The following is a 24,738-nucleotide window of genomic DNA, read 5'->3' as shown; positions in this document are numbered from 1 at the left end:
CTGAAATCATGGCCGGTGGGATAAGCTGATCGACTGAGATGAGCCCCGCAAGTATACGGCGTACAACCAGTTCAGGTGACACGAAGGTCCGAACTGAGCCCAGAGTCGACATTGGTTGGCAAGTCGAGTTTGATTGCCTTGCGTGATTGTCACCACGCATACTGATCTACTTCAGGGCTTTAATCATGTTTCACACAATTAGACCGCCCTTTGCCTTGCCCCGTCGCTTAAGATGGGGTGTATCTTTGGGCGCCTTTGTTGCTCTTGCTAGCAATGGCGTTAATGCATGTCCGCAACACTACCAAAACGGATCAAACGGAAGAGTCTTCGAAATAGTGAATTGCGAAGATGGGTTCGGACTGGAGGAGTATGCAGAAAACGGCGGCGACCTCAATGTTCAGGACAGGAGTGGTTACACCGCGCTTTGGACGGCCATAGTAGGTGGACGTCTAGAGGTCGCTAGCAAGCTTATCCAATTGGGAGCAGATGTAAACGCAGGGGAAGAGGCACCAATTTCTGCCTTGATCGGATCACTCTCAACCCTCCGAGAATCAGCAACCGACATTCAGTTAATTGCACTGATAGACGAATTTGCAGGCTCGGGGGCGAACTTCGACATTAGGGGCGCTACTGGAAACCATCTCTTGATTGAGTTCGTCGCTGGCATGTGTGAGCTTCCCAGCATGGGTTCTTTGAGAGCCAACTACGGGCTCTTAGTACAATTGCGTCCGCACAGAGTTTCATTGAACAGCGATGACAGGTTGGCATTAGATCACCTCAGAACGCTGTCAGCATTGGGACTATATGACGAAACCTGTGTTGCGAAACTGGCGGGTGGAACTATCAGCGACGGTTAGGCATCGCGGGAATGTCCGCTTCGTCCCGCACCGCTGTCATCTATCGTTTTTGGCAGAGTCAGTTCAGCATAGCGACGTTCAGCGCCGCCGCCTCCGTCTGTGATCCGTTCCAAAATACCGGAAGTATCCCCTGAGAACCTCCCTCAGAAGTCAGCCTTGGTGCAAACGGCCAACAACACTCATCCACCGTCGGCTACAAATCCGGCCTTTTCGATGGCTGAGATCGCGCAGGCCTCGTCGTTGTCGGAGTTATCGCCAGTGATACCAACCGCGCCAAGAATAGCGCCGTCCTGCTTTATCAACACGCCGCCCGCCACCGGCACGAGAGAGCCGTCCGACAACGCATTCATCGCCTGAATGAAGAAAGGCTCGACCTTCGCTCTTTCGTAAAGCGCCCGGGATCCGAGTCCCATGGCCACGGCTCCGCGCGCCTTACCTTGGGCAATCTCCGGTCGCAGATTACTGGTACCGTCCTCACGCGCCAGCGCCACAAGCGAACCTGCGCTGTCAATCACAGCCACGGTCAGCGGCTTCAGGCCGTTGTCCTTGCGCCAGTCCAGACAGTCAGTGATGAGGCTTCGCGCCTGATGAAGAGTGAGGGTCATTATAGGTTCCTTTTGTAGGCGTTCGAACTCAAAACATCGTTGATTTGAAAGGTCCGCGCGTGGGCATGCAGTTGGCTTCTCTGCTCACGACGCAATCGCAGCTTTGGCTTGGATGAGCGCCGCAATCTCCGCAGGAGCGTACCCAATCTCGGCCAAGACCTCTCGGGTGTGCTGCCCCAGCAACGGGGCCGCCTGATCAACCTGTGCGGGGGTGCGGCTGAACTTTACTGGATGCCCAATCGTTTTGACGGTGTGCGCCGTCGCGTGGTCGACTTCGGCAATCATACCCCGGGCGTTCGCCTGTGGATCCTCGTGCATCTGCAAGATGTCGTTGACCGGTCCAGCGGGCAGCTGCGCCTCGTCCATGCGGTCCAGCCAATTCTCGGTTGTGTCCTGCACAAGATATTCGTTGAGGATGTCGATCAACGCCGGCAGGTTACGGATGCGCGCCGCATTGGAGGAAAAGCGTGGATCACGGTTCAGTTCGGGCGCCGAAATCACATCCAGAAAACGAAGCCAGTTGCTTTGGTTCGCGGCCCCGACGTTGATCCATCCGTCGCTGGTCTGGAATGCCTGATACGGCGCATTGAGCGGGTGGGCAGACCCCAACGGCTCGGGTTTTTCGCCGGTCGCAAAAGCGATCGCGGACTGCCAGTAGGTCTGAACAATGGCGGCTTCGAACAGAGATGTGTCGACCTTCTGTCCACGCCCGGTCTGCAACATGTTTGCATAGGCGGCGGACACACCCATCGCGCCGAGGATCCCCGCGTTGATATCGGAAATTGGCGCCGCAACTTTGACGGGTGCACGGCCTGGCCCCTCGCCCGTTATCGACATCAACCCCGACATGCCTTGGGCGATCAGGTCGAAGCCGCCCCGCTCTGCATAAGGGCCGGTGCGACCGAAGCCCGAGATTTCGCAATAGATCAGCCGTGGGTTTGCTTCCGCGAGGACCGCATAAGACAGGCCGAGCCTTTCCATCGTCCCCTTGCGGTAGTTCTCTATGACAACGTCAGCCTCCGCCAGAAGCTTACGTAAAACCTCGACGGCACGGGCGTCCTTCAGGTTCAATGAAATCCCGCGCTTGTTGCGGTTCATCATCATGTAGGCCGCAGCTTCACCGCCAATCTCTGGCGGCACGAACCGTCGGCTGTCATCGCCGGTTGGCTTTTCAACCTTGATGACATCGGCACCCATATCCGCCAGCATCAATCCGCAGACTGGTCCGGCCATGATATGCGCAAGCTCAATGACGCGCATCCCGCTCAAAGGGCCGGATTTCGCGCTCACTTGCCTGTCCAGTCCGGCTTTTTTTTGGCGAGGAACGCCTCCATCCCGATGCGGAAGTCCTCGCTCATGTAGCACGACACGATCAGATCCGCGTCGTCCACCTGCACAGCGGCCCGGTTCCGCCGCAGCGCTTCCTTTGTGGCGCGCAGCGTTAACGGAGCCATCGCTCCGACCTTGTCAGCGAGCTCAGCTGCATGCACCATAAGGGCATCTTCGTCGGGTAAGACGTTGCTGACCAAGCCCGTTGCAAGCGCCTCGTCCGCGTCCATCAAACGGGCGGTAAAAATGATCTCCCGAACCCGCCCGGCCCCGATAAGCTCGGACAATCGCGCAAGATTTCCGGCGGCCAGACAATTGCCCAGGGTGCGCGCAATCGGAAAACCGAATTTCAGGCTCGACGCGGCAATTCGAATATCACAGGCCGCAGCGATAGAGCCTCCGCCCCCTGTACACGCGCCATTGATCGCGGCGATCGTTGGAACCGGGCAGCGCTCGACGGCCTCCAGAACGGCATCGATCCTGCGTTCATAATCCAACGCATCCTCCGGTGTGTCAAAGGCACGAAACTGGGTCATGTCCGTGCCCGCCGCAAATGCCTTGCCTCCGGCGCCCGAGATCACGACGGCCCGTGCGGATCCATCAGTTGGCATCTCGGTGCACAGCTGGGAAAGCCGGTCATACATCCGGAAGGTCAGTGCGTTTCGCGCCTGAGGTCGATTGAACGTAATCCACAAGACACCACCGCGCAGCTCGTCGGTAATCTCGCCGGATTGTTCGGTCATCGGTAGAAATACTCCACCAGGAACATAGGCACGGCTGGCACATACGTGCAGAGCATCAGAACAGCCAGCAGAACGCCCACAAACCAGACATTGACCTTGGACACCTCCCAGATGTTGGCACGCGCCACTGAACAGGCCGTTATAAGGACTGATGCCACAGGCGGCGTCTGCTGTCCGATCGCGAGGTTGAGCGTCACAACCAGCCCGAAATGTACCGGATCAATGCCAGCCGCCGTGATAAGCGGGATCACGATTGGGATGACCAGAATGATCGCGGCTGCCGAATGCAAAAAGAAGCCAACGACGAGGAAGAAGAAATTGAGGATCAGCAGGATCGCCCACTGCTGACTGGTAATCGACAAAATGCCTTCCGCCAGTTGCTGAGGGATCTGTGCGCGGGTCAGGAAGCCGCCCATCAGTACGGATGCTGCGACCAGCAACATGACAACCGCGGTCTGAATGCCACCGTCCAACATCGCGCGGCGCAGATGGCTGAAGTCAAGGTTGCCGTACCATGCGGACACGACAAGTGCGGCCAGAACGGCAAGCCCTGCTGCTTCTGTGGCTGTGACATAGCCGCCAAAAATGCCGCCAAGAATGATTACGGGCAAGGTAAAGGCTGGCATCGCGTCGATGAACGTCTCGCGCAGACGTGCAAGTTGAAACGCATCTTCGGTTGGGAAATTGTAGCGCTTTGCAAACAGGTAGGCGACGGTCATCAAGCCACCTGCCCCCAGAAGACCCGGCACAATGCCGGCCACGAATAACTGCTCGACAGATGTGTTGGCTGATGCCGCATAGAGGATCATTGGGATCGAGGGCGGGATGATAATGGCCAATGATGCAGAGGACGACGTGACCGCGGCCGAGAATTCTTTGGTGTAGCCACGCTTTTTCATCTGTGGGATCAGGATTGAGCCCATGGCGGCGACGTCCGCGACGGCAGAGCCCGAGATTTCAGCAAAGAACAGGGAAACCCCAATATTCACCATCGCAAGACCGCCACGGATAAACCCGATGATGGCACCCACGAAATTGATCAGACGGTCGGTGATCCCGCCCGCGTTCATGATCGCCCCCGCCAGTACAAACATGGGGATCGCGATCAGCGAAAATTTGGTGGATCCGTCATACATATCCAGGGCGATTGTCACCAGACTGCCCGGGCCTTCGGTGATCAGCAGCCCAAAGACACCGCACATAGCCAAAGCGACGGCAATGGGGATGTTGATGCAGATCATAATCAGCATCGCTATGAAAATACCGGCCATCAGCATCAGACGCGATCCTTATTCTTTTCGAGTTCCGTTTCGACCTCTTCCTCGATCTCGGCATGCTCAAGCGAGATACCGGCTGCGGTCAGCTTCAGGTATCCCGGCAGGCTGAGAACCTGACAGATCATGAAAAGGATCGCGCCGATGGGTATGACCGATTGCGTAAATTGAATGGGCACCCAGGTGAGTGAGATGAGCGTATCGCCCGCGAGAACCTCAAGTACATGAAACCCTGCCCGCGCCATCAGGAAGAAGAAGACGAGGACGATGATCTCGCCCAGTATCACGGCCGCGATACGGAAGTTTCTCGGGATGGCAAGCAAGACGGTATCAAACCCGATATGGCGCCGATGCAGTGCTGCGAGGGCCGAGCCATAATACGTAATCCACGCAAGCATGATTGCGGCGACTTCATCGTACCAGGAAAAACTTTGCCCCAGGAGGCGGGCAAGAACTGCCGCTGTGACAACCAGCGTCAAGAGGATCATCAGACTGATTGTGATCCACTCTAGGACCCTACTGAGCGCCCGGTTGATCCGTGACAATGTTGGATAGGCTTCATGTTCCATGCCGGGGCTAACTCTTCGGGTGTCGACAACCCCTGCGCAGACGCGTCACACGTCCGCAGGAAGGAGTACTTCAGCGTTTTGGAAAACGTGCGGCAGCACCTCGCCGCCGCACACGGGGTGATTAGCCGGAGGCACCAAGGCCAAGAACGGTATCAATCATCTCTTGACCGCCATCGACCTCATCCGCGAACTGCTTATAGATCGGCGCCGACGCGTCGATGAAGGCTTGCTTGTCGGCAGTGTTCACCTCGACGCCCGCATCCTCGATGACCTTCAGAAGGCTGGCTTCAAGTTCTGCCGCCTTTTCATAGGTAAAGTCCTGCGTCTGGCTCGCGCAATCCGTCAGGCCTGCCTGGACTTCCGCATCCAAGCCATCGAATTTCCGCTTCGACATCAGGATATAGGCAGGCGTGTAAACATGCCCGGTGACAGACAGATACTTCTGCACTTCCTGAAACTTGGCCGACGCGATCTGCGCGTAAGGGTTTTCCTGTCCGTCGATCACGCCGGTCTGCAGCGCGGTGAATACGTCAGAGAATGCCATAGGAGTCGGGTTCGCGCCGTATTCCTGGAACATTTTCAGGCGCCAGACCCCGTTTGGTGTGCGCAGTTTGACGCCCTCAAGGTCTGCGGGCAGATTTATGGGACGCACATTGTTGGTGATATTGCGGAACCCGTTCTCAGCCAATCCAACGATATGATAGCCGTTTTCGTTGGCCGCGTTCTGGAATGTGTCCATCATCGCACCCTGCACCCGGCGCATATGATCGCGGTCGCTGATGATGTAGGGCATCTCGAAGATGCCAAAGGCATCATCTACAGATGACATCACCGAGGACGGGAGAGAAAAATCGACCTGTCCCAGCTTCAGTTTTTGCAACAATTCCTTGTCCTTGCCCAACTGAGATGAGCCGAACGTTTGAACCTCGACCTTGTCGCCCATCGCGCCGTTCACGCACGCAGCGAAGTTGTCGACGGTCGCCTCGAAAAGCGAACCCGGCGCACCGACATGGCCGAATTTCAAGGTCATATCCGCTGCAAAGGCACCGGTCGCCATGCCGAGAGCGGTGGTCGCAGCAAGAAGTTTTGAGATTACTTTCATGAGGTTATCCTCCCTGAGATAATACTGTTGTTTTCTTATTATTCGTAGCGCCGTTTCTTTCGGCGCTTTTTCTCTAGCTGAGCAGGCTCATCGCCTCCTGCACGCCACCTGCTTGGTGCGGAACATCGGCCTGCTTCAGTCCCATTTCGACGCCTGCCAAGGTCGCAACCAGCATCAGATCGTTGAAATCGCCCAGATGGCCTATGCGGAACACCTTGTCGGCCACTTTGGATAGGCCATTGCCCAAAGACATATCGAAATGCTCCAGCGTCGTCGCCCGGAAGGCATCCGCGCTATGGCCCTCCGGCACCTTGACGGCCGTCAAAACACCGCTCTCCTGACCTTGGGTGGCGCACAGCACTTCGAGGCCCCATTTGCGCACCGCGGCCCGTGTCGCCGCGCCATGGCGAGCATGGCGGGCAAACACATTGTCCAGACCTTCCTCGTGTAGCATATCAACGGCCTCGTTCAGGCCGTACAGCAGATTGGTGCCGGGGGTGTACGGGAAATAGCCGGTCTTGTTGGGCCCAACCATATCCTCCCAATCCCAGTAAGAGCGTTGTAGCTTTGCCGTCTTGTTGGCAGCCATAGCCTTGGAACTAGCCGCATTGAACGAAAGACCGGGCGGCAGCATCAAACCCTTTTGTGAGCCGGATACGGTGACATCTACGCCCCATTCATCGTGCTGGTAGTCCAGAGACGCCAGACCCGAAATTGTGTCCACCATGAACAAAGCGGGATGTCCGGCCCTGTCGATGGCCTTGCGCACTTCTGCGATGGGGGACACAGAACCTGTCGACGTTTCGTTATGCACAACGCAGACGGCCTTGATCTCGTGACCCTTGTCCTCGGCGAGATAGGCCTCGATCCGTTCCGGATCAGCGCCGCCCCTCCAGTCTCCTTCGATAAACTCGGCCTTCAAACCCAGCTTTTCGGCCAGTTTCTTCCACAGGGTCGCAAAGTGACCGGTTTCAAACATCAGAACCCGATCACCGGGCGACAGCGTGTTGACCAACGCGGCCTCCCACGCACCTGTGCCGGAGGCTGGATAGATAAAGACATGCTCTTCGGTTTTGAAGATTGACTTCATGCCTTCCAAAGCGCGCAAGCCTACTTTGGCAAAGTCCGGACCACGGTGATCGATGGTCTGCTGCCCTATCGCGCTCAAAATACGATCCGGCACCGCACTTGGTCCGGGGATCTGCAAGAAATGGCGGCCGGCTTTTCTCATATCGATCAGTCTCACAATCAGAGTTTTTGAGAGGAGCGAAGGCTGATACCCTCACACCATGATTCAGCTTTTTCGTTGAAGCAACGTAATTTTGAATTCATAATTAAGTCAATCAAAATTGTGGCGACCTCTCCCGACAAAACTGGATAGAACATGAATCAGCTTTCCGACGCCCTCACAAAACGCGTTCAGGGCGACATCATGTTCGACACGTTTTCACGCGGTCGCTATGCCACCGACGCCTCGCTTTATCAGATGATGCCCGTAGGTGTCCTGTCCCCGAAATCTGAAGACGACATTCGCGCAGCTATCGACATTGCGGGCGAACAAGGGATCCCGCTGCTGGCGCGCGGCGGCGGGACATCGCAGTGCGGTCAAACAGTCAACACCGCGCTTGTTCTCGATAACACCCAGTACTTCAATGATATCCTCGAACTGGACGTAGAGGGTCAGCGCTGCGTTGTGCGCCCTGGGATTGTTCTGGACGAACTGAACCGCGCGCTCAAACCGCACGGGCTTTGGTTCCCTGTCGATGTCTCGACGGCATCACGCGCGACCATCGGAGGCATGGCAGGCAACAATTCCTGCGGCGGCAAATCTCTGCGCTACGGCATGATGCGGGACAACGTTCTGTCCGTCGAGGCGTTTCTTGCGGATGGCAGCAAGCATCACTTCGGACCCGTCGGCGCGAACACAGATCCGCATTACGTGTCACTGACGGAAGACCTGCTCCAATTGGGGCAACGTGAAGCCACGGAAATCAAGGCGCGGTTTCCAAATGTCATGCGGCGCGTCGGTGGCTATAACATTGATGCGCTCGTGCCTCGGAATACCCCTAATAACCTTGCCCATCTTCTGGTGGGCTCGGAAGGAACCCTGGCCTACTCCACCGCAATCGAGTTGAAGCTGTGGCCGCTTCTGTCCGAGAAAGTGCTGGGGGTTTGTCATTTTCCTACGTTCCACCAAGCCATGGATGCGGCACAGCATCTCGTCAAACTCAATCCGCAAGGCGTCGAGCTGGTCGATTCCACCATGATTGCCCTTGCGCGGGACATTCCACTGTTCCGCGAAACCATTGAAGAGTTCGTAACCGGCAAACCCGACGCCCTTCTTCTGGTCGAATTCGCAGAAGAAGACACGAGCTTGCATCCCAAAAAGCTCAGACAACTTGAAGATCTCGTGGGGGACCTTGGGTTTTCCTGGTCGGCCAGCGGTAAGAATTGGGGCGGCGTGACCCCCGTGACCGATCCAAAGGTGCAGGCCCGGATCGCTGATCTGCGAAGTTCGGGTCTGAACATCATGATGTCGATGAAGGCCGACGGCAAACCCGTGTCATTCGTGGAAGACTGTGCCGTCGAATTGCCCGACCTTGCAGACTATACCGCAGGCCTCACGGAGATCTTCGACAAATATGGCACGCGGGGCACGTGGTACGCGCACGCGTCGGTCGGATGTCTGCACGTGCGACCCGTCCTGAATCTCAAGCTGGATCAGGACGTCAAAAAGATGCGCGCGATCGCAGAGGAATGCTTCGATCTTGTCGCACGATACAAGGGCTCGCATTCAGGCGAGCACGGCGACGGGCTGGTCCGGTCAGAATTTCATGAAAAGATGTTTGGCCGGCGCATGGTGGCCAGCTTCGCCGAAGTCAAAAGACGCTTTGACCCCCAAGTGATATTCAACCCCGGCAAGATCGTCGACCCCCCGAAAATGGATGATCGCAAGCTGTTTCGCTACAGTCCCGAGTACCGCGTGCCGGACTTCAAGACGAACCTCGACTGGTCCGACTGGACGGGCAGCGGGGGCGGATTTCAAGGCGCGGTTGAAATGTGCAACAACAACGGGGCCTGCCGCAAACTGAAGGGCGGCGTGATGTGCCCATCCTTCCGCGTGACCCGCAAGGAAAAGGATCTGACGCGCGGGCGTGCGAATGCGCTGCGGCTTGCGATCTCGGGACAGTTGGGACCCGATGCACTGACCTCGGACGAAATGGCCGACACGATGAAGCTGTGTGTGTCATGCAAAGGCTGCAAGCGGGAATGCCCTACGGGCGTTGATATGGCGCGGATGAAGATCGAGGTTCAATCGGCGCGCATCAAAAAGAACGGACTTAGCGTTCATGACCGGCTGGTCGCCTATCTGCCGCGCTATGCCCCGTGGGCCGCGCGGGCGCCGTTTCTGGCAAACCTACGCGACATCGTACCGGGACTTGCCAAACTAACGGAAAGGCTGACCGGCTTCACGGCGACACGCAACTTGCCCAGATGGAGCGCCCGCCCCTTTGCAGACGGCGAAGCCACACAGCAGACCGATCCCAAGGCCGTCCTGTTTTCCGACTGCTTCAACCGTTACTTTGAGCCTGAAAATCTGCGCGCCACGGTCAAGGTGCTTGAGGCCGCCGATGTTCCCTTCCACGTGGCGGCGGCGCCCAAGGGCGAACGACCGTTGTGTTGCGGCCGCACATTCCTGTCGGCAGGTCTGGTTGAACAAGCAAGGCAAGAGGCACAGCGGCTTGTGTCAGCTCTGGTCCCATATGCAGAACAAGGCATTCCGATTATCGGTCTGGAGCCGAGTTGCCTGCTGACCCTGCGTGACGAGATACCTGCGCTCTTGCCCGGCAAGGATACCGAAATACTGTCGCAGCACGCGCGCATGCTGGAGGAATACATCGCAGACCAAGAGGACAATCCCGACTTCCATCTTCCTCTGACGTCCCCCGCGCCCAGAATTCTGCTACACGGTCATTGTCACCAAAAGGCAATGGGCGTTATGTCTTCGATCGAAAAGACACTGTCGCGCCTGCCCGATACGCAGGTCGACGTGGTTGAGACAAGCTGTTGCGGTATGGCCGGTGCATTTGGATATGGTGTTGAAACACATGATGTTTCGCGAAAAATGGCGGAACTTGATCTTGCGCCCGCCGTCAGAGCCGCCAGCGAAGACACATTAATTGTTGCGGATGGGACCTCTTGTCGCCATCAAGTGGCGGATATCACCGCGCGCCAACCCATGCATGTCGCGCGTCTTCTTGAACTTGCCCTTAAGCGTTGAGGTGAAGCGATGACCATGCAAGCGTCCCAGGCGATCACGCGTAAGTCCCTCCATCATGAACTGGTGGATCGCCTTCAGACCTTGATCATCAGCTCTGAACTGGCGCCCGGAACCAAGGTTCCCGAAAAAAGCCTGTGTGACCAGTTCGGCGTGTCACGGACTCCCCTCAGGGAGGCACTGAAAGTGCTGGCATCCGACGGTCTGATCAGGCTGGAGCCAAACCGCGGCGCATGGGTCACGCAGGTCACGGAAGAGGAAGTTGAAGAGGTTTTCCCTGTTCTTGGCGCACTAGAGGCGCTGTCAGGTGAGTTGGCCTGCCGACATATGACGGACGCTGAAATCGAAGAGGTGCGTGTGCTCCACAATCAAATGCTGGAAAGCTACGAGCGCCGCGATCTGGATGCCTATTTCAGCATCAACCAGAAAATCCACCGCGCAATTCTGCTTGCCGCCAGAAACGCAACATTGACCACATCCTGTCAGGCGCTTTCCCTGCGCATGCAACGCGCCCGATATCTGGCGAACATGACCGAAGGACGGTGGTACCAGGCCGTGCAAGAACACGAAAAGATATTGAAATATCTGGTCGCACGGGACGGTCAGAACCTGGCGACAACCCTGCTCAAACACATGGAAGCCAAACGCGTGTCCGTCATACGATGGCTTCAGGATAAAGAGAACGCACCCGGTTCATCATAATACTGTGTCAGCAGATCCGAGGCAGTTGTTCCCCGACCAGAGTATCAACCAGACGCTGCCCGCCGAACAGGGTTTTCATGGTGACGCGGCCCGCATGGCCTGCTTTTGCCCGGCCGATAATCGCGGCCCCCTGCCCTTCAGGTCGGGCGCGCATGGCAGCCAAGGCCGCATCCGCTTCTGCCTCGGGAACGAAGAGCACAAGCGTGCCTTCATTGGCCAGATAAAGGGGATCAAGCCCCAGCACCTCGCACACGCCCTTCACCTCGTCCCGCAACGGAAGGGCTGTCTCGTCGATCTCGATGCTCAGCGCTGAAGCCTCAGCCATTTCGTTCAGGCAAGACGCCAGCCCGCCCCGGGTCGCATCGCGCGCCGCGCGCGCATTGGGGGCAGCCTCCAGAACCGTCTCCATCAACCCGTTCAAGCTTTGGCAATCGGATGTGATGTCCGTGGTCAGTGCCATATCCCCGCGGGCAGCCAGAATGGTGGCGCCGTGATCACCCAGAACTCCGTTCACGATGGCCACGTCTCCGGCTTGAATAGTCTCCGCCGCAAGATCGCGATGGGGCGGGATCACCCCGACGCCCGATGTCGTGACAAACACTTGATCGGCAGACCCGCGTTCCACAACCTTAGTGTCACCTGTCACGATGCGCACACCCGCCTTGTCCGCCTCGGCCTTCATTGATGCCACCACCCTGTGCAGCAGCGCGATTTCGCAGCCCTCCTCGATGATGAACGCCGCTGAAAGCCAGAGCGGTTTCGCCCCGCCCACGGCCAAGTCATTCACCGTTCCGCACACGGCAATTTTGCCGATGTCGCCGCCCGGAAACTCGATTGGGGCAACAACAAAACTGTCGGTGGTGAACGCAAGTTGCGCACCCGGTTCACGCAAAGCATCAGACGTCAGACGCGCCTGATCCTCGGATCCGGGTGGCAGGAACACGTCCGTGAAAACCTCTTCGATCAGATCCCGCATGGCCTTGCCACCACCGCCATGGGCCATGGTCACGCGGTCACCCCGCAGGCGCGACGGTTTGGGAGGAACAGATGTGACCATGTTCATTCCGCAGGCTCCATAAAATCTTCGGTTGCGCCATATTGATAGTAGGCCGCACAGGCTCCTTCGGAACTGACCATGAGCGCCCCAAGCGGCATCTCCGGCGTACAACCGGTCCCGTATTGCGCGCATTGGGTCGGCCTAATCCGCCCCGTCATAACCTGACCGCACGCGCATCCCTCTGGTTCGGACACAAGGCGCGGGCCGGCGCCGTAACCTACCCCGAACTTCTCTTCGGCATCAAACGCGCGGTACCCATGGCGGATACGCAGGCCACTGGCATCGATCTCCCCCAGACCGCGCCATTCAAAGGTGGGCCGCGCCTCATACACGTCGTCAATCGCAGCAATCGAGACGGGATTGCCATGCTCCGGCACGACACGGGCGTACTGGTTTTCAACCTCAGCCCGACCGTCGCGGATCTGGCAGAGAACCATCAGAACTGATTGCAGCAGATCGAGCGGCTCAAACCCCGCCACGACGATAGGCTTACCGTAGTCCCGGGCGATGAAATCATAAGGATGCGTGCCGATCACCATGGACACATGACCGGGCCCCACAAACCCGTCGAGGATCATATGCGGATCGTCCAGCAAGGCCTTGATCGGCGGCGGCACAGTGATGTGGTTGCAAAAGACACTGAAATTGCCCAATCCCTCGCGCGCCGCTTGCTGGATAGACAGGGCGGTCGACGGCGTTGTGGTCTCGAACCCCAACCCGAAGAACACGACCTCGCGGTCAGGATTGCGCCGCGCAAGCTCTAACGCATCAAGCGGTGAGTAGACCATTCGGATATCGGCGCCGTCCGCTTTGGCCTGCAAAAGCGATTTGCGGGTACCCGGAACGCGCATCGCATCGCCGAAGGTGCAAAAGATCACCTCAGGACGCTCAGCCAATTCCACGCATTCATCAATCCGGCTCATGGGCAAGACACAGACCGGGCAGCCGGGACCGTGGATGAACTCGATGCCGGGCGGCGTCAGACGATCCAGTCCGTAGCGAAAGATCGCGTGAGTGTGGCCGCCACAGATCTCCATGATATGGATGGGCTTGTCATGCGTCGCGCCGATTTGAGCCACCACGTCTTCAATTGCGCGCAAGACACCCTTGGCGGCCTCGGGATCGCGGAATTCCTCAACATATCTCATGATGTGACCTCCTGCACGGCACCTGTCAGCGCGGCATCGCCTTGCGCCATCGCCTCGAGCGTTTCCTGCGCCTCGCCCAGACCGCGCAACGCATCAAGCGTCTTGGCGGCCTCATCGGCGTCAATCACGCTCATGGCGAAGCCCACGTGGATCAAGGCCCATTCACCGATCAGATCCTTCAGATCGGGCGTCGCCACACAGGCCACCGACACTTCGCGACGCACGCCGGACACATCCGCCATCGCCATCAGACGGCTCTCGTCCGTGATCTCGACGATTTGTCCTGGAATACCCAGACACATGGCTCAATCCTCCTCGGTTTGATGTTTGGCTGGCTGGGTGACGCCGTAGCGGTCCAGTTTCGAGCGCAGGCCGACGCGGCTGAGCCCAAGCTCTTCGGCGGCGCGGCTCTTGTTCCATTTCAGGCGGGTCAGCGTTTCGCGCAGAATACGCGCCTCGATAAGCTCAATGCGGTCCTTCAGCGTTCCGTCAGACGCCAAAACATCCGTGACGCCCCGTTCCGGCAACGCGCTGACCGATGGGTCGGCCTGTAGGATATGGCGCGAGATCAACTCAGGTCCCAGCCGCACATCCTGCGCGCAGATCAACATGCGGGTCAGTTCGTTTGTCAGTTCAGGCAAATTTCCGGGCCAGTCGTAATTTCCCAGAAATTCGAGCGCCAGATCGGTCAGCCCCTCGACCGGCTTTGAGTGTTCAGCGGCCAGATCAGCCAGCGCGGTTTGCGCCAGGATCGGAAGATCCTCGATCCGGTCGCGCAAGGGCAGTAAAGTCAGCTCAGTCGCAGCAAGGGCGTAATACAAGTCCTTGCGAAACGTTCCGGCCTCCACCGCACGGCCCAGATCGATATGGCCCCCCGTCAGCAGGCGTGCATTGGTTGTCAGCGTCTCTGATCCACCGACGGGTTCGAAACTTCCCTCCGTCGCGAGCCTCAGGAGGACAAGTTGCATTTGCGGGCTGAGGGTATCGACCCCGTTCAGGAACATCGTGCCGCGCGACGCCTTCTGCAGCAGACCGATCTTGTTGTTGGGCGCCCCCGGCAGGACACCCTTTTTCGCCCCCAACAACTCAATCATCAACAGCTCGTCTGACATGCCGGCACAGTTCAGTTCGTAAAACGCATGTTCAGACCGCAGCGAGGCATAGTGCATCGCGCGGGCCATTCCATCCTTGCCCGTCCCGGCCTCGCCCGAGATCAACACCGGGACATCGAAACTGGCATATTGCCGTGCCAATTCCACGGTGGCGTTCATCGGCGAATTGGCGGCGCGGAGAATTTTTTCGAACCCGAACCCCTGACGCAAAGTGCGGCGCCGTGCCTCGACTTTGTTTTCAGCGGTCTTGCCCATGAACCGCATTTCAAGCGACAGCCGGTCGTGATCGCGGCTGAGCTGGAACAACTGGGCTGCATTCTTGGCCGCCATCATCAGCTGATCGGGATGCCATGGCTTTGTCAGGAATTGATAGATGCCCGCATCATTGATTGCAGCGATCATATCGGTTGTTTCGGTGTAGCCAGTGATGATGATCCGCACCGTTTCGGGCCAGCGTTCGCGCACATCGGCCAGAAACTCGACCCCCGTGCGGCCCGGCATCCGGTGATCGCAAAAGATCGCTTGTACGAAGTTCTCTTCCATCAGACGCGTGGCTTCGTCTGCATCCAGCGCGGTCAGGCATTCGAAATCATCCTCCAGTGCCATGCGCATTGCGGCTAGCGAATGCTCCTCGTCATCGACCAGCAGGAGGGTCGGAAGCGGGTTCATTGGGCAGCCTGCGGGGCGGCCTTATCCGCCAAATGCCTGCGCAGCCACGCGACCCAGGTTTCCATTCCCGCGCCGGTCCGGGCTGACACGCGCAGGATCTCAATTCCGGGATTCACGCGCCGCAAGTTCGCCTCGTAGAGGTCCAGATCCACGTCGCAATGGGGGGCCAGATCAATCTTGTTCAGGATCGCCAAACGCGCCGCCGTGAACATGTCGGGGTACTTCAAGGGCTTATCCTCACCCTCGGTGACGGACAGTATGGCGACCTTTCCGTCCTCACCCAGATCGAAGGCGGCTGGACAGACCAGATTACCAACGTTTTCGATGAACAGCATCGCACCGCGCGGCAGGTCCAGATGCTCCATCGCGTGTCCGACCATATGCCCATCCAGATGACAGCCCTTGCCCGTGTTGACCTGCACCGCAGGCGCCCCGGTCGCCCTGATGCGGTCGGCATCGTTCTGGGTTTGCTGATCGCCCTCGATGACGCCAAGGGGCTGATCACCCAAGGCCTCAATCGTCTTGCACAGAAGGGTCGTCTTGCCGGAGCCCGGCGATGACACAAGATTAAGCGCGAAGATCTCGCGGGCGGCAAGCGCAGCGCGATTGGCACGCGCGTAAGCGTCGTTCTTGGACAGGATATCCGTTTCGATCTCGATCAACCGGTCTTGCGACATGCCGGGCACGTCTACCCCGGCGAGACCATGACCGTAGTGATGATGGTGCCCGTGGCCGTGGCTGTGGTCGTGGCTGTGGCCGTGCGAGGGGTGGTCATGCGCCGGGGCATGAACCTTGGTTTCACCTTCACTGCATCCGCATACTGTACACATCTAAGCGACCTCCAAGTCCTTTATCCTCATCTCATCCCCGCCCTGCGGCATCAATTTGCCACCGCCACACGTCGGACAGGGGTCCAGGCGATCTGCGATCTCGACCTCTTTCATGCAATCATAGCAAAGCGCACGCCCCGGCAAATCCACAGTGACCAGCTCGGCCCCCTCCGCCACCGATCCGCGCATCACCACGTCAAAGGCGAAATGCAGCGCCTTGATCTCGACCCCTGCAAAGCGGCCAATCTCGACGCGCACGCGGGTGATTTTCGCGACGTCATGCGCGCGCGCCTGATCTTCGATCACCGTCCGCATCCCTTCGCAAAGCGACATCTCATGCATGAGCAGCCACTCCCTTACCCGTGTGCTCCAGGGCCACTGGAAAACACGGATCGAGAATTGACAAGAGCAGCGGCGCCAGCGCACCGGCGCGATCTGCAGGCAAAGTGGCCAAGCTCTGATCCAACGGACCGCCATCTGCCAGCAGATGGTCGGTCGGCGTGAGGCGTGCGAAGGACGTCACACGGTTGCCTGTCACCCCCGCCCGAATGGCGTAAAATCCACGGGCGGCGGGCACGACGGCGTATCCATGCTTGAACGTCACTGAAAGGGCCGAATGATCGAGACAAGCGGCGATGTCATAGATCACGGCAATGGCGTTCCAGAGCGGACCGCGACCATTGACTGTCTCGATCTGACGCAGGACCGGATGATTTGCATGGCGCGCGGCCACCGAGTTTTCTTGCAGCATCTCGCTGAAAATCGTGTCGGACGTGGTCAGCGGCAAGGCGGATCGGCTCCCCGTGCGTGCGGGAAACAGCATCTTGATCGCCCGCAACACCGGCGCAATCGGCACGTCAGATCCCAAGAAGGCACAGAACGCGGAATAGGTTTGCGGCAAAGGCCAAGCCTCGCCGAACAGTGCGCGGCGCAGCGCATCATCGTCTGTCGCCCAATCCCTTGGCAGCGCGCGCGGAGGCAGGCACAGCAAGCCGGGCCATTTCAGACACAGCTTGACCACGTGCTCCTTCACGATCTCGCGCCGCAGATCGTCCTGCCATCCATCTGACAGTGGTAGACCAAAGGCGGCACGCGCGGCGATGCCTTGCGCCACCCGGCACAGGTTGAACAGTCGCGGAAGAAACGCGGCCGCGGTCTCCGGCGTCTGGCCCAGAACCATATCTGCCACGGGCAACGTCGGCATGGGCCGGGCGCGCACGTGCTGGGATATGGGCTGGACCAGCATCGCTTAGCCCTCGGTCGCCAGACCGCCGGTGAGGACCGCGCGGCGGGACGGCTCATCGGTCAAGGCGACCGGTTCCCTTGCGGGGGGTGCCAGTTCGGCCTCACGTGCAACGCGAATATCGGCGGCCCGGTCGGTCTCGGCCCGGTTTTCACCATCAAACAAAGCGACCATCACCGCGCGCGCGACCTCCTGAGCCTGCATCTGCGACTTGAAATCGCCCATCGGAGAAAACAGGGAACACGCCTTGTAGCCGCCCGTCATGTTACGGGTGTTGTGGATGAACTCATAGTCGCCCGAGGCGAACGCGATCAATTCCTTCGCGCCCGGCGTCAAATCCGACCAATCATCATCTGCGCCGGGCAGTTGGATCAGGTTCATGAACCAAGGCGAGATCAGAACCCCCAACGGACGACCATCAAAGATCTGGAAGCCGACGGCCTCGATCTGCAGCAGCTTGTTAACCATCGGCACATCCCGCATCTTGGCGTGCCAGATCTCTCGGAAATCGGCGACCAGACGATCGGTCGCCTCGGTTAGCAAAGCAGCATCGGCGGCGATGGTCGAACCGGGGTCCTCCAGCACCATGAACTGTTCTTTCGGGGCGCTGCAATTCGGGCAGGACCAGTCATCCGGCAAATCGACAAAAGCGGTGCCGGGTTCAACCTGCCGGTAATCGTCGCCCTCTGCCGGATCATAGGGGGACCAGCAAATCTTGCACTCCATGATTGCCAGCGGGCTGATCTTGTCGGTCGCGCCAAGAAAGCTGCCTTCGAACCGGGCATTCATCGGATCGCCTCCAGCACCTGCACAATGCGATCGCCGCTGTCCGCCAGATCTTCGCGCGCGGCCAAAGCGACCTCGGGCACGGTGGTCACCTCAAACGTGTCGAGGATCAGCGTATCCATCGAGTTGAAGAACTGTACGCGCCAGACATGGGGCAGCGTCGTTGCGGTCACCCGGCAATTGCCATACCCGCGCGACAGGATGGTCACGGCCCCCTCGCCCACCGCCTGATCCAGCCAGACGAGGTCTTCTTCCGTGTGCGGCAAGAGCGACAGGTTGATCACATGCAGCGGCGCTGCAGGATCGAAGGTGGTGGATTTGTCGACCAACTCAACCAGCATCGGCGGCGCGTTGACCACACCTGCAACCAAAGGCGCAGTGTCGCCGAGGCCTGCGCGATGGGCCGTGAAGGGATCGGACAGAACCGCCGACGGAATCTCGGCCACCTCGATGTAATCTGCCGTTGCGCTCTTCAGCATCCAAACGCCTGCAAACACGCTTTCCTGCAAAGCGATCGCAGGGATGTCGCGCACCTTGGCTGCGACTTCGCCGCTGCCCAGTGTCTCGGCAATGAGCTCGCGGTTGACCGCGTCGAGCCCACGCAGATCAAACGTGGCGGTGCCGCCCTGTTTAGCAATTCGGCTGGCCGCCTTGGCCACGTCTGACAACACTTTCAGGGTCGGGGCGATCTTGTTTGCATCCAGATCATCAACCTCGGGCAAAGAGGGCGAATAGGTGCGCATGTCCTGTGGCAGCGGCATGTATTCCAGTTGCTCGTCGCCCTGCTCAAGCGGTTGGGAGCCGGGGCCAAATCCTGTCGGAGGCATCATAAAAGGGTTGGTCATGGGGGCGTTCCTTACTCTGCGGCCACGGGAAGGGCGATGATCTGGGTGATCCGCTCGATGTATTCGGACCAGTCGCGCACCTTGGGAATGCCGCCGATCATCTGGCCATCGCGGAAAAAGATCAGGCTGGGGGTCTTGTAGACTTCCGTGCTCTCGCGCAACTCGGACTCAACCGCGTCGTCGGCCACGGCACAATCAAAGCGACCTTGAAACGCCTGCCGCAGTTCAGGGAGGATAACAGCCACGTCAGGTGTCTCAAGGTTGCGTTTGATGTCCCCGGGCACGAAAATCACGTGCAGGCCGGGACCTTCGGTAAAGGCGGCAACCTCACCCATATTGGTCAGGTTGGGGTAGTCGAATTCGCCGGTCAGGCGGGTGATCAATGGGTGTGTCATGCGGCCCTCCTCAGCCGGTGGTGGCGCCGGCATCCAGCGCGGCTTGCAAATGGGCGGGCAAACGCGGCCCGGTATCTTCAAGGTCAGCAAATGCATCGCCAAGGTCGCCGCCGTTCATCAGTGATTGCAGCCCGGCCAAGGCGGCGCCGATCTTGTGCGCCTCGTCCGCGGTGATGATCTCGCGAGCCGCCCCCAGGAAGGTCAGCAACCAGTCGCCCACCTGCGCATCGGGCGTCAGCGACAGGTCAACCACTTTGACGTGCTGCCCGTTCGTCGTGGTTGCCGCGATGCCGTCGATGGCGGTGATCTGCATGGGGATGCCAACGCACACGGCCGTTACTCCGCCGCCGGGAAAAAGCGATCATCACCGATGCGACATGCGTCTTCCTCGGACGGGCGTCCCGCCTCGTAGGTCTCGTGCATGATCGATGCGTCCGCCAAAAGGTCACTGTGGGTCCGACCGGGTTTTGCAACGACGCCCATCTGGGCCAATTTGGTCAGCGCCACGTGGAGTGCGGGTTCAATCTGGGCGGCCACGACATCGCGCAAACCCCCACCGTAATCTTCAAGCTCTTCGGGTTGGCAGCCGATCAGGATCAGGGTCTCTGGGCAATAACCCATCAACGTCGCGGTTGCGATCACATCCTGAAAGCCGGTCTGGTGCAGCGACATCTTCTTGGCGCCCATGAACTGGGGCACCTCATCGCCTTCGACAATCTTCATCGTGCCGGGGGTCAGACCATAGTCGACGGCATCGAAAACGATCAGAACGTCGGCCTCTTCGAGAAACGGCAGCAGGTAGAGCCCTTGCGTGCCCCCATCCAGAAGCGTCACGTTGTCGGGCAGTTCCCAGTTCCGAGCCAAGTGCTCGACGCATCGGACACCGAAGCCCTCATCCGCCCACAGAACGTTCCCGATCCCAAGGATCAGCACAGTATCTGACATGTCGTCCTCCCTTAGCTGGATTGGCAACTTGCCTTCCAATCTGGCTATGAGAGGACGTTAACTTATCGCCACGCCGATGGACCAAACTTTTTCCAAAATATAATTATATTCTCTAAGTATCTGAAAATAATATACTTATAAGAATATCATCGCATACCGATCATGGGTGAGTGGCATTATATCATCCATCTTACCATAAAATTGGATATTTAGTGATCACAAAGAAAAAGCGGGCGACTCGCGCCCGCTTCCCACATTTCAATGCGCGCGTGTTCTAGGTTGGATCGTCGTCCTTGAACGTCCGCGTACCCGAGATCATCGTTGACACCATGGACTGGCGGGACATGACGTCTTCGCGGATCGCCGCATAGATGTGAATGATCATGAAGATGACGATGGCCCACATACCCAGGTGATGGATCTGGTGCATCATGTGACTGCCCCCAACTATGTCGAGCAACGGCCCAAACAGCGTGTCCAGCCAGCCATCACGCCCCACACCCTCGGAATACAGCGCGAAGCCCGTTAGGATCATGAAAGACATGCCGACGGTCATGAAAAAGAACATGGCAATTTGCGCCAACGGATTATGGCCCACATATTTCTTCGGCTGTTTTTCCAGAAACATGTACCACTTGGCCTCGCCCCACACCTCGGACCACCATTTGGCGTTGAACACCGGAAGTTTGAACATCTGTCGCGCGTGGTGATTGCCCACAAAGGCCCAATAGATGCGGCCAAAGAAGCCGACCGTCATGATCATGCCAGCCGCGAAATGGGCAAAGCGGATATAGCCAAACAGGAACTGATTGGTCGCCTCGCTGATATCGACGGAGGGCAAGGGCGATCCGATGAGATAGCCCGTGACACACAGGACAAGGATCGCGGCGGCGTTGATCCAATGCCAAAGCCGGACGGGCACCTCGTAGACGTAGACCGACGAGTTGCGCGTGATGGTCGCCCGGTCAGCCTCCGTCGCATCACCGGTCAGTGGATTGACGGAATAGAAGTCGATCTCCGTATCCATTTTGGCCGTGGCTTCGGTGACCTCGACCTTCATGAGAGCCACCGCTGATAGAGAATGACACCCCCGGCAATCGCAATGATGACCAACCCCACGAATGGCCCGACATGGGACAAACCGTGCGCTATCTCAGGCACAGGCGCATGACCCCCGTGGGCTAAGGCTGAACCGGGAAGCAGGGCTGCAAGTGCTGTAAGTCTTTTCATGGTATGTCCTCCCTTAGCGAATTTTGACAGTGGTCAGCTCATCGCCGTCGGGCGACATCACATGGGTCGAACAGGCCAGACACGGATCGAAACTGTGCAGCGTGCGCAGAATTTCGACCGGCTCCTCCGGACGCTCCATCTTGGTGTTCATGAGGCTTGCCTCGAACGCGCCGATATTGCCCTGACTGTCACGGGGCGACCCGTTCCACGTGGTTGGAACAACGCATTGGTAATTCTCGATGCGTCCGCTGTCGATTTTGACCCAATGGCCCAAAGCACCGCGCGGCGCTTCGGTCATGCCGACGCCCTTAGCCTCTTTTGGCCATGTGCTTGGATCCCACTTGGCGACATTTGCCGTGCTTTCGTCACCGTTCTTGATGTTGGTGACCAGTTTGTCGAAGAAGTATTTCTGCAAGCGTCCGCAATATTCGGACTCCAGCGCCCGCGCCGCAGTCCGACCCAAGGTCGAGAACAACGCATCGACCGGCAGGTCCATGGTGCGCAAGAGACCGTTGACCTGATCGCTGATATCCTCGTGCCCGTTGGCGTAGCCCACGATGTAGCGTGCAAGCGGGCCCACCTCCATCGCGTGGCCCTTCCAGCGAGGCGCCTTGATCCAGGAATACTTCGCGCCCTCGTCGATCTCCTTGATGTTGGTGCGTGTGCCCTTGAGGTTCGGACCAAGCTCAAACTTGGCCTCGGTCTCACCGTCCCAGGGATGCAGACCCTTGCCCTTCTCCGCGTACTCGTACCAAGAATGATCCACGAATTCCTGGATCTGTTCCGGGTCACGCACATCGACGTCATGCACGGTGCTCAGATCGCCATTCACGATTGCCCCGCGGGGCAGATACAGCTGTTCGGGCGAGAAATCATTGGGGTTTTCGGGGATATCACCGTAGGCGAGGCAGGCCTGCGAAGACAAACCACCACCGTAGAGCCAGTTCTTGTAAAAGCCGCCAATGGCGATCACATCGGGCAGATAAACGTTCTTGTTGAACTCGATACACTTGTCGATGATGGACGAGACAAGGTTCAGGCGCTCCATGTTAATGGCGCCCACGGCCCCGGTCGAATGCACGTTGATCGGGCATGGAACACCGCCCACAAGCCAGTTCGGATGCGGGTTCTTGCCGCCAAAGATCGTGTGAACCTTCACGATCTCTTTCTGCAGATCCAGCGCCTCAAGATAGTGGGTTGTTGCCATCAGGTCCGCCTCGGGCGGCAATTTGTAGGCAGGGTTGTCCCAGTAACCGTTCTTGAACAGCCCCAACTGGCCGCTTTCGACAAACTGCTTCAGCCGGTTCTGGACGTCCCGGAAATAACCGGGCGAGGACAGCGGATGGCTGGGGGAGACGGTTTGTTGCAACTCCGACGTGGCTTTGGGATCCGCGCGTAGCGCATTGACCGGGTTCACCCAATCCAGCGCGTGCAAATGATAGAAATGCACGACATGGTCATGGATCTGCAGATTCAGCTGCATCATGTTACGGATCGAGTTAGCGTTGTCGGGAATGGTGATCCCCAGCGCATCCTCGACCGCGCGCACGGATGTCAGCGCGTGAGTGCCTGTACAGACGCCGCAGATCCGCTCGGTGAAGGCCCAGGCATCGCGCGGATCCCGGCCCTTCAGGATCACCTCAAGCCCCCGCCACATCGTTCCGGTGCTAACCGCGTTGCGAATGATGCCTTCATCATCCACGTTCACCTCGCAGCGCATATGGCCTTCGATCCGGGTCACTGGATCTACGACGATCCGCTTGCCGCTGTCGTCAAGATTGAAGCCGTTTGGCGTTTGAACAACCATGCTCAGGCCTCCTCATTCGTGGGTTCGGTTGGGGTCTTCTGCGCCTTGCTTTGTGCCGCCTTGAGCGCAGTGATCGCGGCATGGGCCGCCACACCGGTTCCGACAGCACCAGCGGCTGCCAGACCGATCTGGTCGGCATTGGCCTCGACGCCGAACTGGGTCAGATCGGTGACACGGTCATAGAACGTGCCCTGATCCCAGAACCCGTCTTCCGAGCAGCCGATGCAGCCGTGACCCGACTGGATGGGGAAACTGACGCCCTCGTTCCAGCGCACGGTCGAACAGGCGTTGTAGGTCGTCGGTCCCTTGCACCCCATTTTGTAAAGGCAATAGCCCTTCCGCGCGCCGTCATCGTCCCATTCCTCAACGAACTGACCCGCATCAAAATGCGGACGGCGGTAGCATTTGTCGTGGATGCGCTGACCGTAGAACATCGCGGGACGTCCTTGCCGATCCAGTTCGGGCATCCGGTCGAACGTCAGCATATATGTGATGACGCCGGTCATGACCTCAGCAATGGGCGGACAACCCGGCACCTTGATAATCGGTTTGTCGGTGATGACCTTGTGCACCGGCGTGGCCTGCGTCGGGTTCGGCTTGGCAGCCTGCACGCAGCCATAGGACGCGCACGCCCCCCAACTGATGATACATTTCGCCCCTTTGGCGGCGTGCTTCAGCTTCTCCACAAACGGCTTGCCGCCCGAGATGCAGAACATACCGTCCTCGTTCAGCGGCGGGTTGCCTTCAACCGCCAGAATGTACTGTCCGTCGTATTTCTGGATCGTCTCTTCGAACGCTGCCTCGGCAGCATGGCCCGCGGCCGCCATCAGCGTGTCGTCGTAATCAAGGCTGATCATCGACAGCACCACATCCTTTGCCAGCGGGTGAGCCGAGCGGATGAAACTCTCAGAGCAGCAGGTACATTCGAGACCATGGACCCAGATCACAGGCGTGCGCGGCTTCGTCTCCATTGCGTGGGCAATCTGGGGGACAAAGGCCGGCCCAAGGCCCAACGCACTCGCCGTAAGCGAGCAGTACTTCATGAAGCTGCGGCGGGTGATCCCCTGACTGCGCATCACGTCATAGAATGTTTCGATATCGGCCAATGCCACACTCCCTTATGATCTTCCAATCCGCCGCGCAGACACCGGGCGGACCTCCTCGATTTCAGTATGCAAAGGGATGCATTGGCGTTTCCATGAATTCGGAAA

26 protein-coding genes are annotated in these 24,738 nt (G+C 58.6%); 3 read left to right on the top strand and 23 right to left on the bottom strand.

The window, feature by feature from the left end; all coding sequences use genetic code 11:
- Nucleotides 1–245: 245 nt before the first annotated feature.
- Entirely contained in the window at nucleotides 246–857 is a 612-nt protein-coding gene (locus KIN_RS04195; RefSeq protein WP_159804679.1) for an ankyrin repeat domain-containing protein, read from the top strand.
- Between the two features lie 179 nt (nucleotides 858–1,036).
- On the opposite strand, the gene KIN_RS04190 is transcribed toward KIN_RS04195, so the two are convergent.
- From KIN_RS04190 to KIN_RS04160, 7 genes are all read right to left on the bottom strand, one after another.
- Nucleotides 1,037–1,462 (bottom strand): GlcG/HbpS family heme-binding protein, encoded by a 426-nt coding sequence (locus KIN_RS04190; protein ID WP_159804678.1) that lies wholly within the window; start codon nucleotides 1,460–1,462, stop codon nucleotides 1,037–1,039.
- A gap of 84 nt (nucleotides 1,463–1,546) precedes the next feature.
- A complete protein-coding gene (locus KIN_RS04185) occupies nucleotides 1,547–2,752 on the bottom strand; it encodes a CaiB/BaiF CoA transferase family protein (protein WP_243144804.1) in 1,206 nt (401 codons plus the stop codon).
- Complete coding sequence (locus KIN_RS04180) at nucleotides 2,749–3,534, bottom strand: enoyl-CoA hydratase/isomerase family protein (RefSeq protein WP_159804677.1); 786 nt, start codon at nucleotides 3,532–3,534, stop codon at nucleotides 2,749–2,751. Before KIN_RS04180 ends, KIN_RS04185 begins: the two co-directional genes overlap by 4 nt.
- Entirely contained in the window at nucleotides 3,531–4,811 is a 1,281-nt protein-coding gene (locus KIN_RS04175; RefSeq protein WP_159804676.1) for a TRAP transporter large permease, read from the bottom strand. Before KIN_RS04175 ends, KIN_RS04180 begins: the two co-directional genes overlap by 4 nt.
- Nucleotides 4,811–5,377: a TRAP transporter small permease gene (locus KIN_RS04170; RefSeq protein WP_159804675.1), complete on the bottom strand. Its 567-nt coding sequence runs from the start codon at nucleotides 5,375–5,377 to the stop codon at nucleotides 4,811–4,813. The genes KIN_RS04175 and KIN_RS04170 overlap by 1 nt, the downstream gene beginning before the upstream one ends.
- 121 nt (nucleotides 5,378–5,498) lie before the next feature.
- Nucleotides 5,499–6,479 carry a TRAP transporter substrate-binding protein gene (locus KIN_RS04165; RefSeq protein WP_159804674.1) on the bottom strand — a complete coding sequence of 327 codons (981 nt, stop codon included), beginning with the start codon at nucleotides 6,477–6,479 and terminating at the stop codon, nucleotides 5,499–5,501.
- Nucleotides 6,480–6,552: 73 nt separating this feature from the next.
- On the bottom strand, nucleotides 6,553–7,710 hold the full coding sequence (locus tag KIN_RS04160) for a pyridoxal-phosphate-dependent aminotransferase family protein (RefSeq protein WP_159804673.1): 1,158 nt from the start codon (nucleotides 7,708–7,710) through the stop codon (nucleotides 6,553–6,555).
- 153 nt (nucleotides 7,711–7,863) lie between these two features.
- Between KIN_RS04160 and KIN_RS04155 the strand changes: the two genes are divergently transcribed.
- Both KIN_RS04155 and KIN_RS04150 read left to right on the top strand, forming a co-directional pair.
- On the top strand, nucleotides 7,864–10,761 hold the full coding sequence (locus tag KIN_RS04155) for an FAD-binding and (Fe-S)-binding domain-containing protein (protein WP_159804672.1): 2,898 nt from the start codon (nucleotides 7,864–7,866) through the stop codon (nucleotides 10,759–10,761).
- Between the two features lie 9 nt (nucleotides 10,762–10,770).
- Nucleotides 10,771–11,460, top strand: a complete 690-nt coding sequence (locus tag KIN_RS04150; RefSeq protein ID WP_159804671.1) for a GntR family transcriptional regulator — start codon at nucleotides 10,771–10,773, stop codon at nucleotides 11,458–11,460.
- 7 nt (nucleotides 11,461–11,467) lie between these two features.
- On the opposite strand, the gene hypE is transcribed toward KIN_RS04150, so the two are convergent.
- The 16 genes from hypE to KIN_RS04070 form a co-directional block, all read right to left on the bottom strand.
- Nucleotides 11,468–12,523, bottom strand: coding sequence for a hydrogenase expression/formation protein HypE (gene hypE / locus KIN_RS04145; RefSeq protein ID WP_159804670.1), 1,056 nt, complete (start codon nucleotides 12,521–12,523; stop codon nucleotides 11,468–11,470).
- Nucleotides 12,520–13,665 carry a hydrogenase formation protein HypD gene (gene hypD / locus KIN_RS04140; protein ID WP_159804669.1) on the bottom strand — a complete coding sequence of 382 codons (1,146 nt, stop codon included), beginning with the start codon at nucleotides 13,663–13,665 and terminating at the stop codon, nucleotides 12,520–12,522. The genes hypE and hypD overlap by 4 nt, the downstream gene beginning before the upstream one ends.
- On the bottom strand, nucleotides 13,662–13,967 hold the full coding sequence (locus KIN_RS04135) for a HypC/HybG/HupF family hydrogenase formation chaperone (protein WP_159804668.1): 306 nt from the start codon (nucleotides 13,965–13,967) through the stop codon (nucleotides 13,662–13,664). Before KIN_RS04135 ends, hypD begins: the two co-directional genes overlap by 4 nt.
- 3 nt (nucleotides 13,968–13,970) lie before the next feature.
- On the bottom strand, nucleotides 13,971–15,446 hold the full coding sequence (locus KIN_RS04130) for a sigma-54-dependent transcriptional regulator (protein ID WP_159804667.1): 1,476 nt from the start codon (nucleotides 15,444–15,446) through the stop codon (nucleotides 13,971–13,973).
- Nucleotides 15,443–16,276 carry a hydrogenase nickel incorporation protein HypB gene (gene hypB, locus KIN_RS04125; RefSeq protein WP_159804666.1) on the bottom strand — a complete coding sequence of 278 codons (834 nt, stop codon included), beginning with the start codon at nucleotides 16,274–16,276 and terminating at the stop codon, nucleotides 15,443–15,445. Before hypB ends, KIN_RS04130 begins: the two co-directional genes overlap by 4 nt.
- Nucleotides 16,277–16,618, bottom strand: coding sequence for a hydrogenase maturation nickel metallochaperone HypA (hypA, locus tag KIN_RS04120; RefSeq protein WP_159804665.1), 342 nt, complete (start codon nucleotides 16,616–16,618; stop codon nucleotides 16,277–16,279). It abuts the gene before it with no gap.
- Nucleotides 16,611–17,522, bottom strand: a complete 912-nt coding sequence (locus KIN_RS04115; protein WP_159804664.1) for a hydrogenase expression/formation protein HupK — start codon at nucleotides 17,520–17,522, stop codon at nucleotides 16,611–16,613. The genes hypA and KIN_RS04115 overlap by 8 nt, the downstream gene beginning before the upstream one ends.
- A gap of 3 nt (nucleotides 17,523–17,525) precedes the next feature.
- On the bottom strand, nucleotides 17,526–18,308 hold the full coding sequence (hybE, locus tag KIN_RS04110; RefSeq protein ID WP_159804663.1) for a [NiFe]-hydrogenase assembly chaperone HybE: 783 nt from the start codon (nucleotides 18,306–18,308) through the stop codon (nucleotides 17,526–17,528).
- Nucleotides 18,305–19,150, bottom strand: a complete 846-nt coding sequence (locus tag KIN_RS04105; RefSeq protein ID WP_159804662.1) for a hydrogenase expression/formation protein — start codon at nucleotides 19,148–19,150, stop codon at nucleotides 18,305–18,307. The genes hybE and KIN_RS04105 overlap by 4 nt, the downstream gene beginning before the upstream one ends.
- A gap of 11 nt (nucleotides 19,151–19,161) precedes the next feature.
- The gene (locus KIN_RS04100; RefSeq protein WP_159804661.1) at nucleotides 19,162–19,545 is read right to left on the bottom strand and encodes a thioredoxin domain-containing protein; all 384 of its coding nucleotides are present in this window, start codon (nucleotides 19,543–19,545) and stop codon (nucleotides 19,162–19,164) included.
- Between the two features lie 10 nt (nucleotides 19,546–19,555).
- Nucleotides 19,556–19,876, bottom strand: a complete 321-nt coding sequence (locus tag KIN_RS04095; protein WP_159804660.1) for a HypC/HybG/HupF family hydrogenase formation chaperone — start codon at nucleotides 19,874–19,876, stop codon at nucleotides 19,556–19,558.
- 5 nt (nucleotides 19,877–19,881) lie between these two features.
- Nucleotides 19,882–20,490: a HyaD/HybD family hydrogenase maturation endopeptidase gene (locus KIN_RS04090; RefSeq protein ID WP_159804659.1), complete on the bottom strand. Its 609-nt coding sequence runs from the start codon at nucleotides 20,488–20,490 to the stop codon at nucleotides 19,882–19,884.
- Nucleotides 20,491–20,764: 274 nt separating this feature from the next.
- Complete coding sequence (cybH, locus tag KIN_RS04085) at nucleotides 20,765–21,517, bottom strand: Ni/Fe-hydrogenase, b-type cytochrome subunit (protein WP_159805358.1); 753 nt, start codon at nucleotides 21,515–21,517, stop codon at nucleotides 20,765–20,767.
- A 29-nt stretch (nucleotides 21,518–21,546) separates the two neighbouring features.
- The gene (locus KIN_RS04080; protein WP_159804658.1) at nucleotides 21,547–21,720 is read right to left on the bottom strand and encodes a hypothetical protein; all 174 of its coding nucleotides are present in this window, start codon (nucleotides 21,718–21,720) and stop codon (nucleotides 21,547–21,549) included.
- A gap of 13 nt (nucleotides 21,721–21,733) precedes the next feature.
- Entirely contained in the window at nucleotides 21,734–23,527 is a 1,794-nt protein-coding gene (locus KIN_RS04075; RefSeq protein WP_159804657.1) for a nickel-dependent hydrogenase large subunit, read from the bottom strand.
- A gap of 2 nt (nucleotides 23,528–23,529) precedes the next feature.
- Nucleotides 23,530–24,633, bottom strand: a complete 1,104-nt coding sequence (locus tag KIN_RS04070) for a hydrogenase small subunit (RefSeq protein ID WP_159804656.1) — start codon at nucleotides 24,631–24,633, stop codon at nucleotides 23,530–23,532.
- Nucleotides 24,634–24,738: the final 105 nt, after the last annotated feature.

The organism is Litoreibacter roseus, assembly GCF_009811795.1.
Classification (GTDB): domain Bacteria; phylum Pseudomonadota; class Alphaproteobacteria; order Rhodobacterales; family Rhodobacteraceae; genus Litoreibacter; species Litoreibacter roseus.
This window is presented reverse-complemented; position numbering and strand designations above follow the sequence as displayed.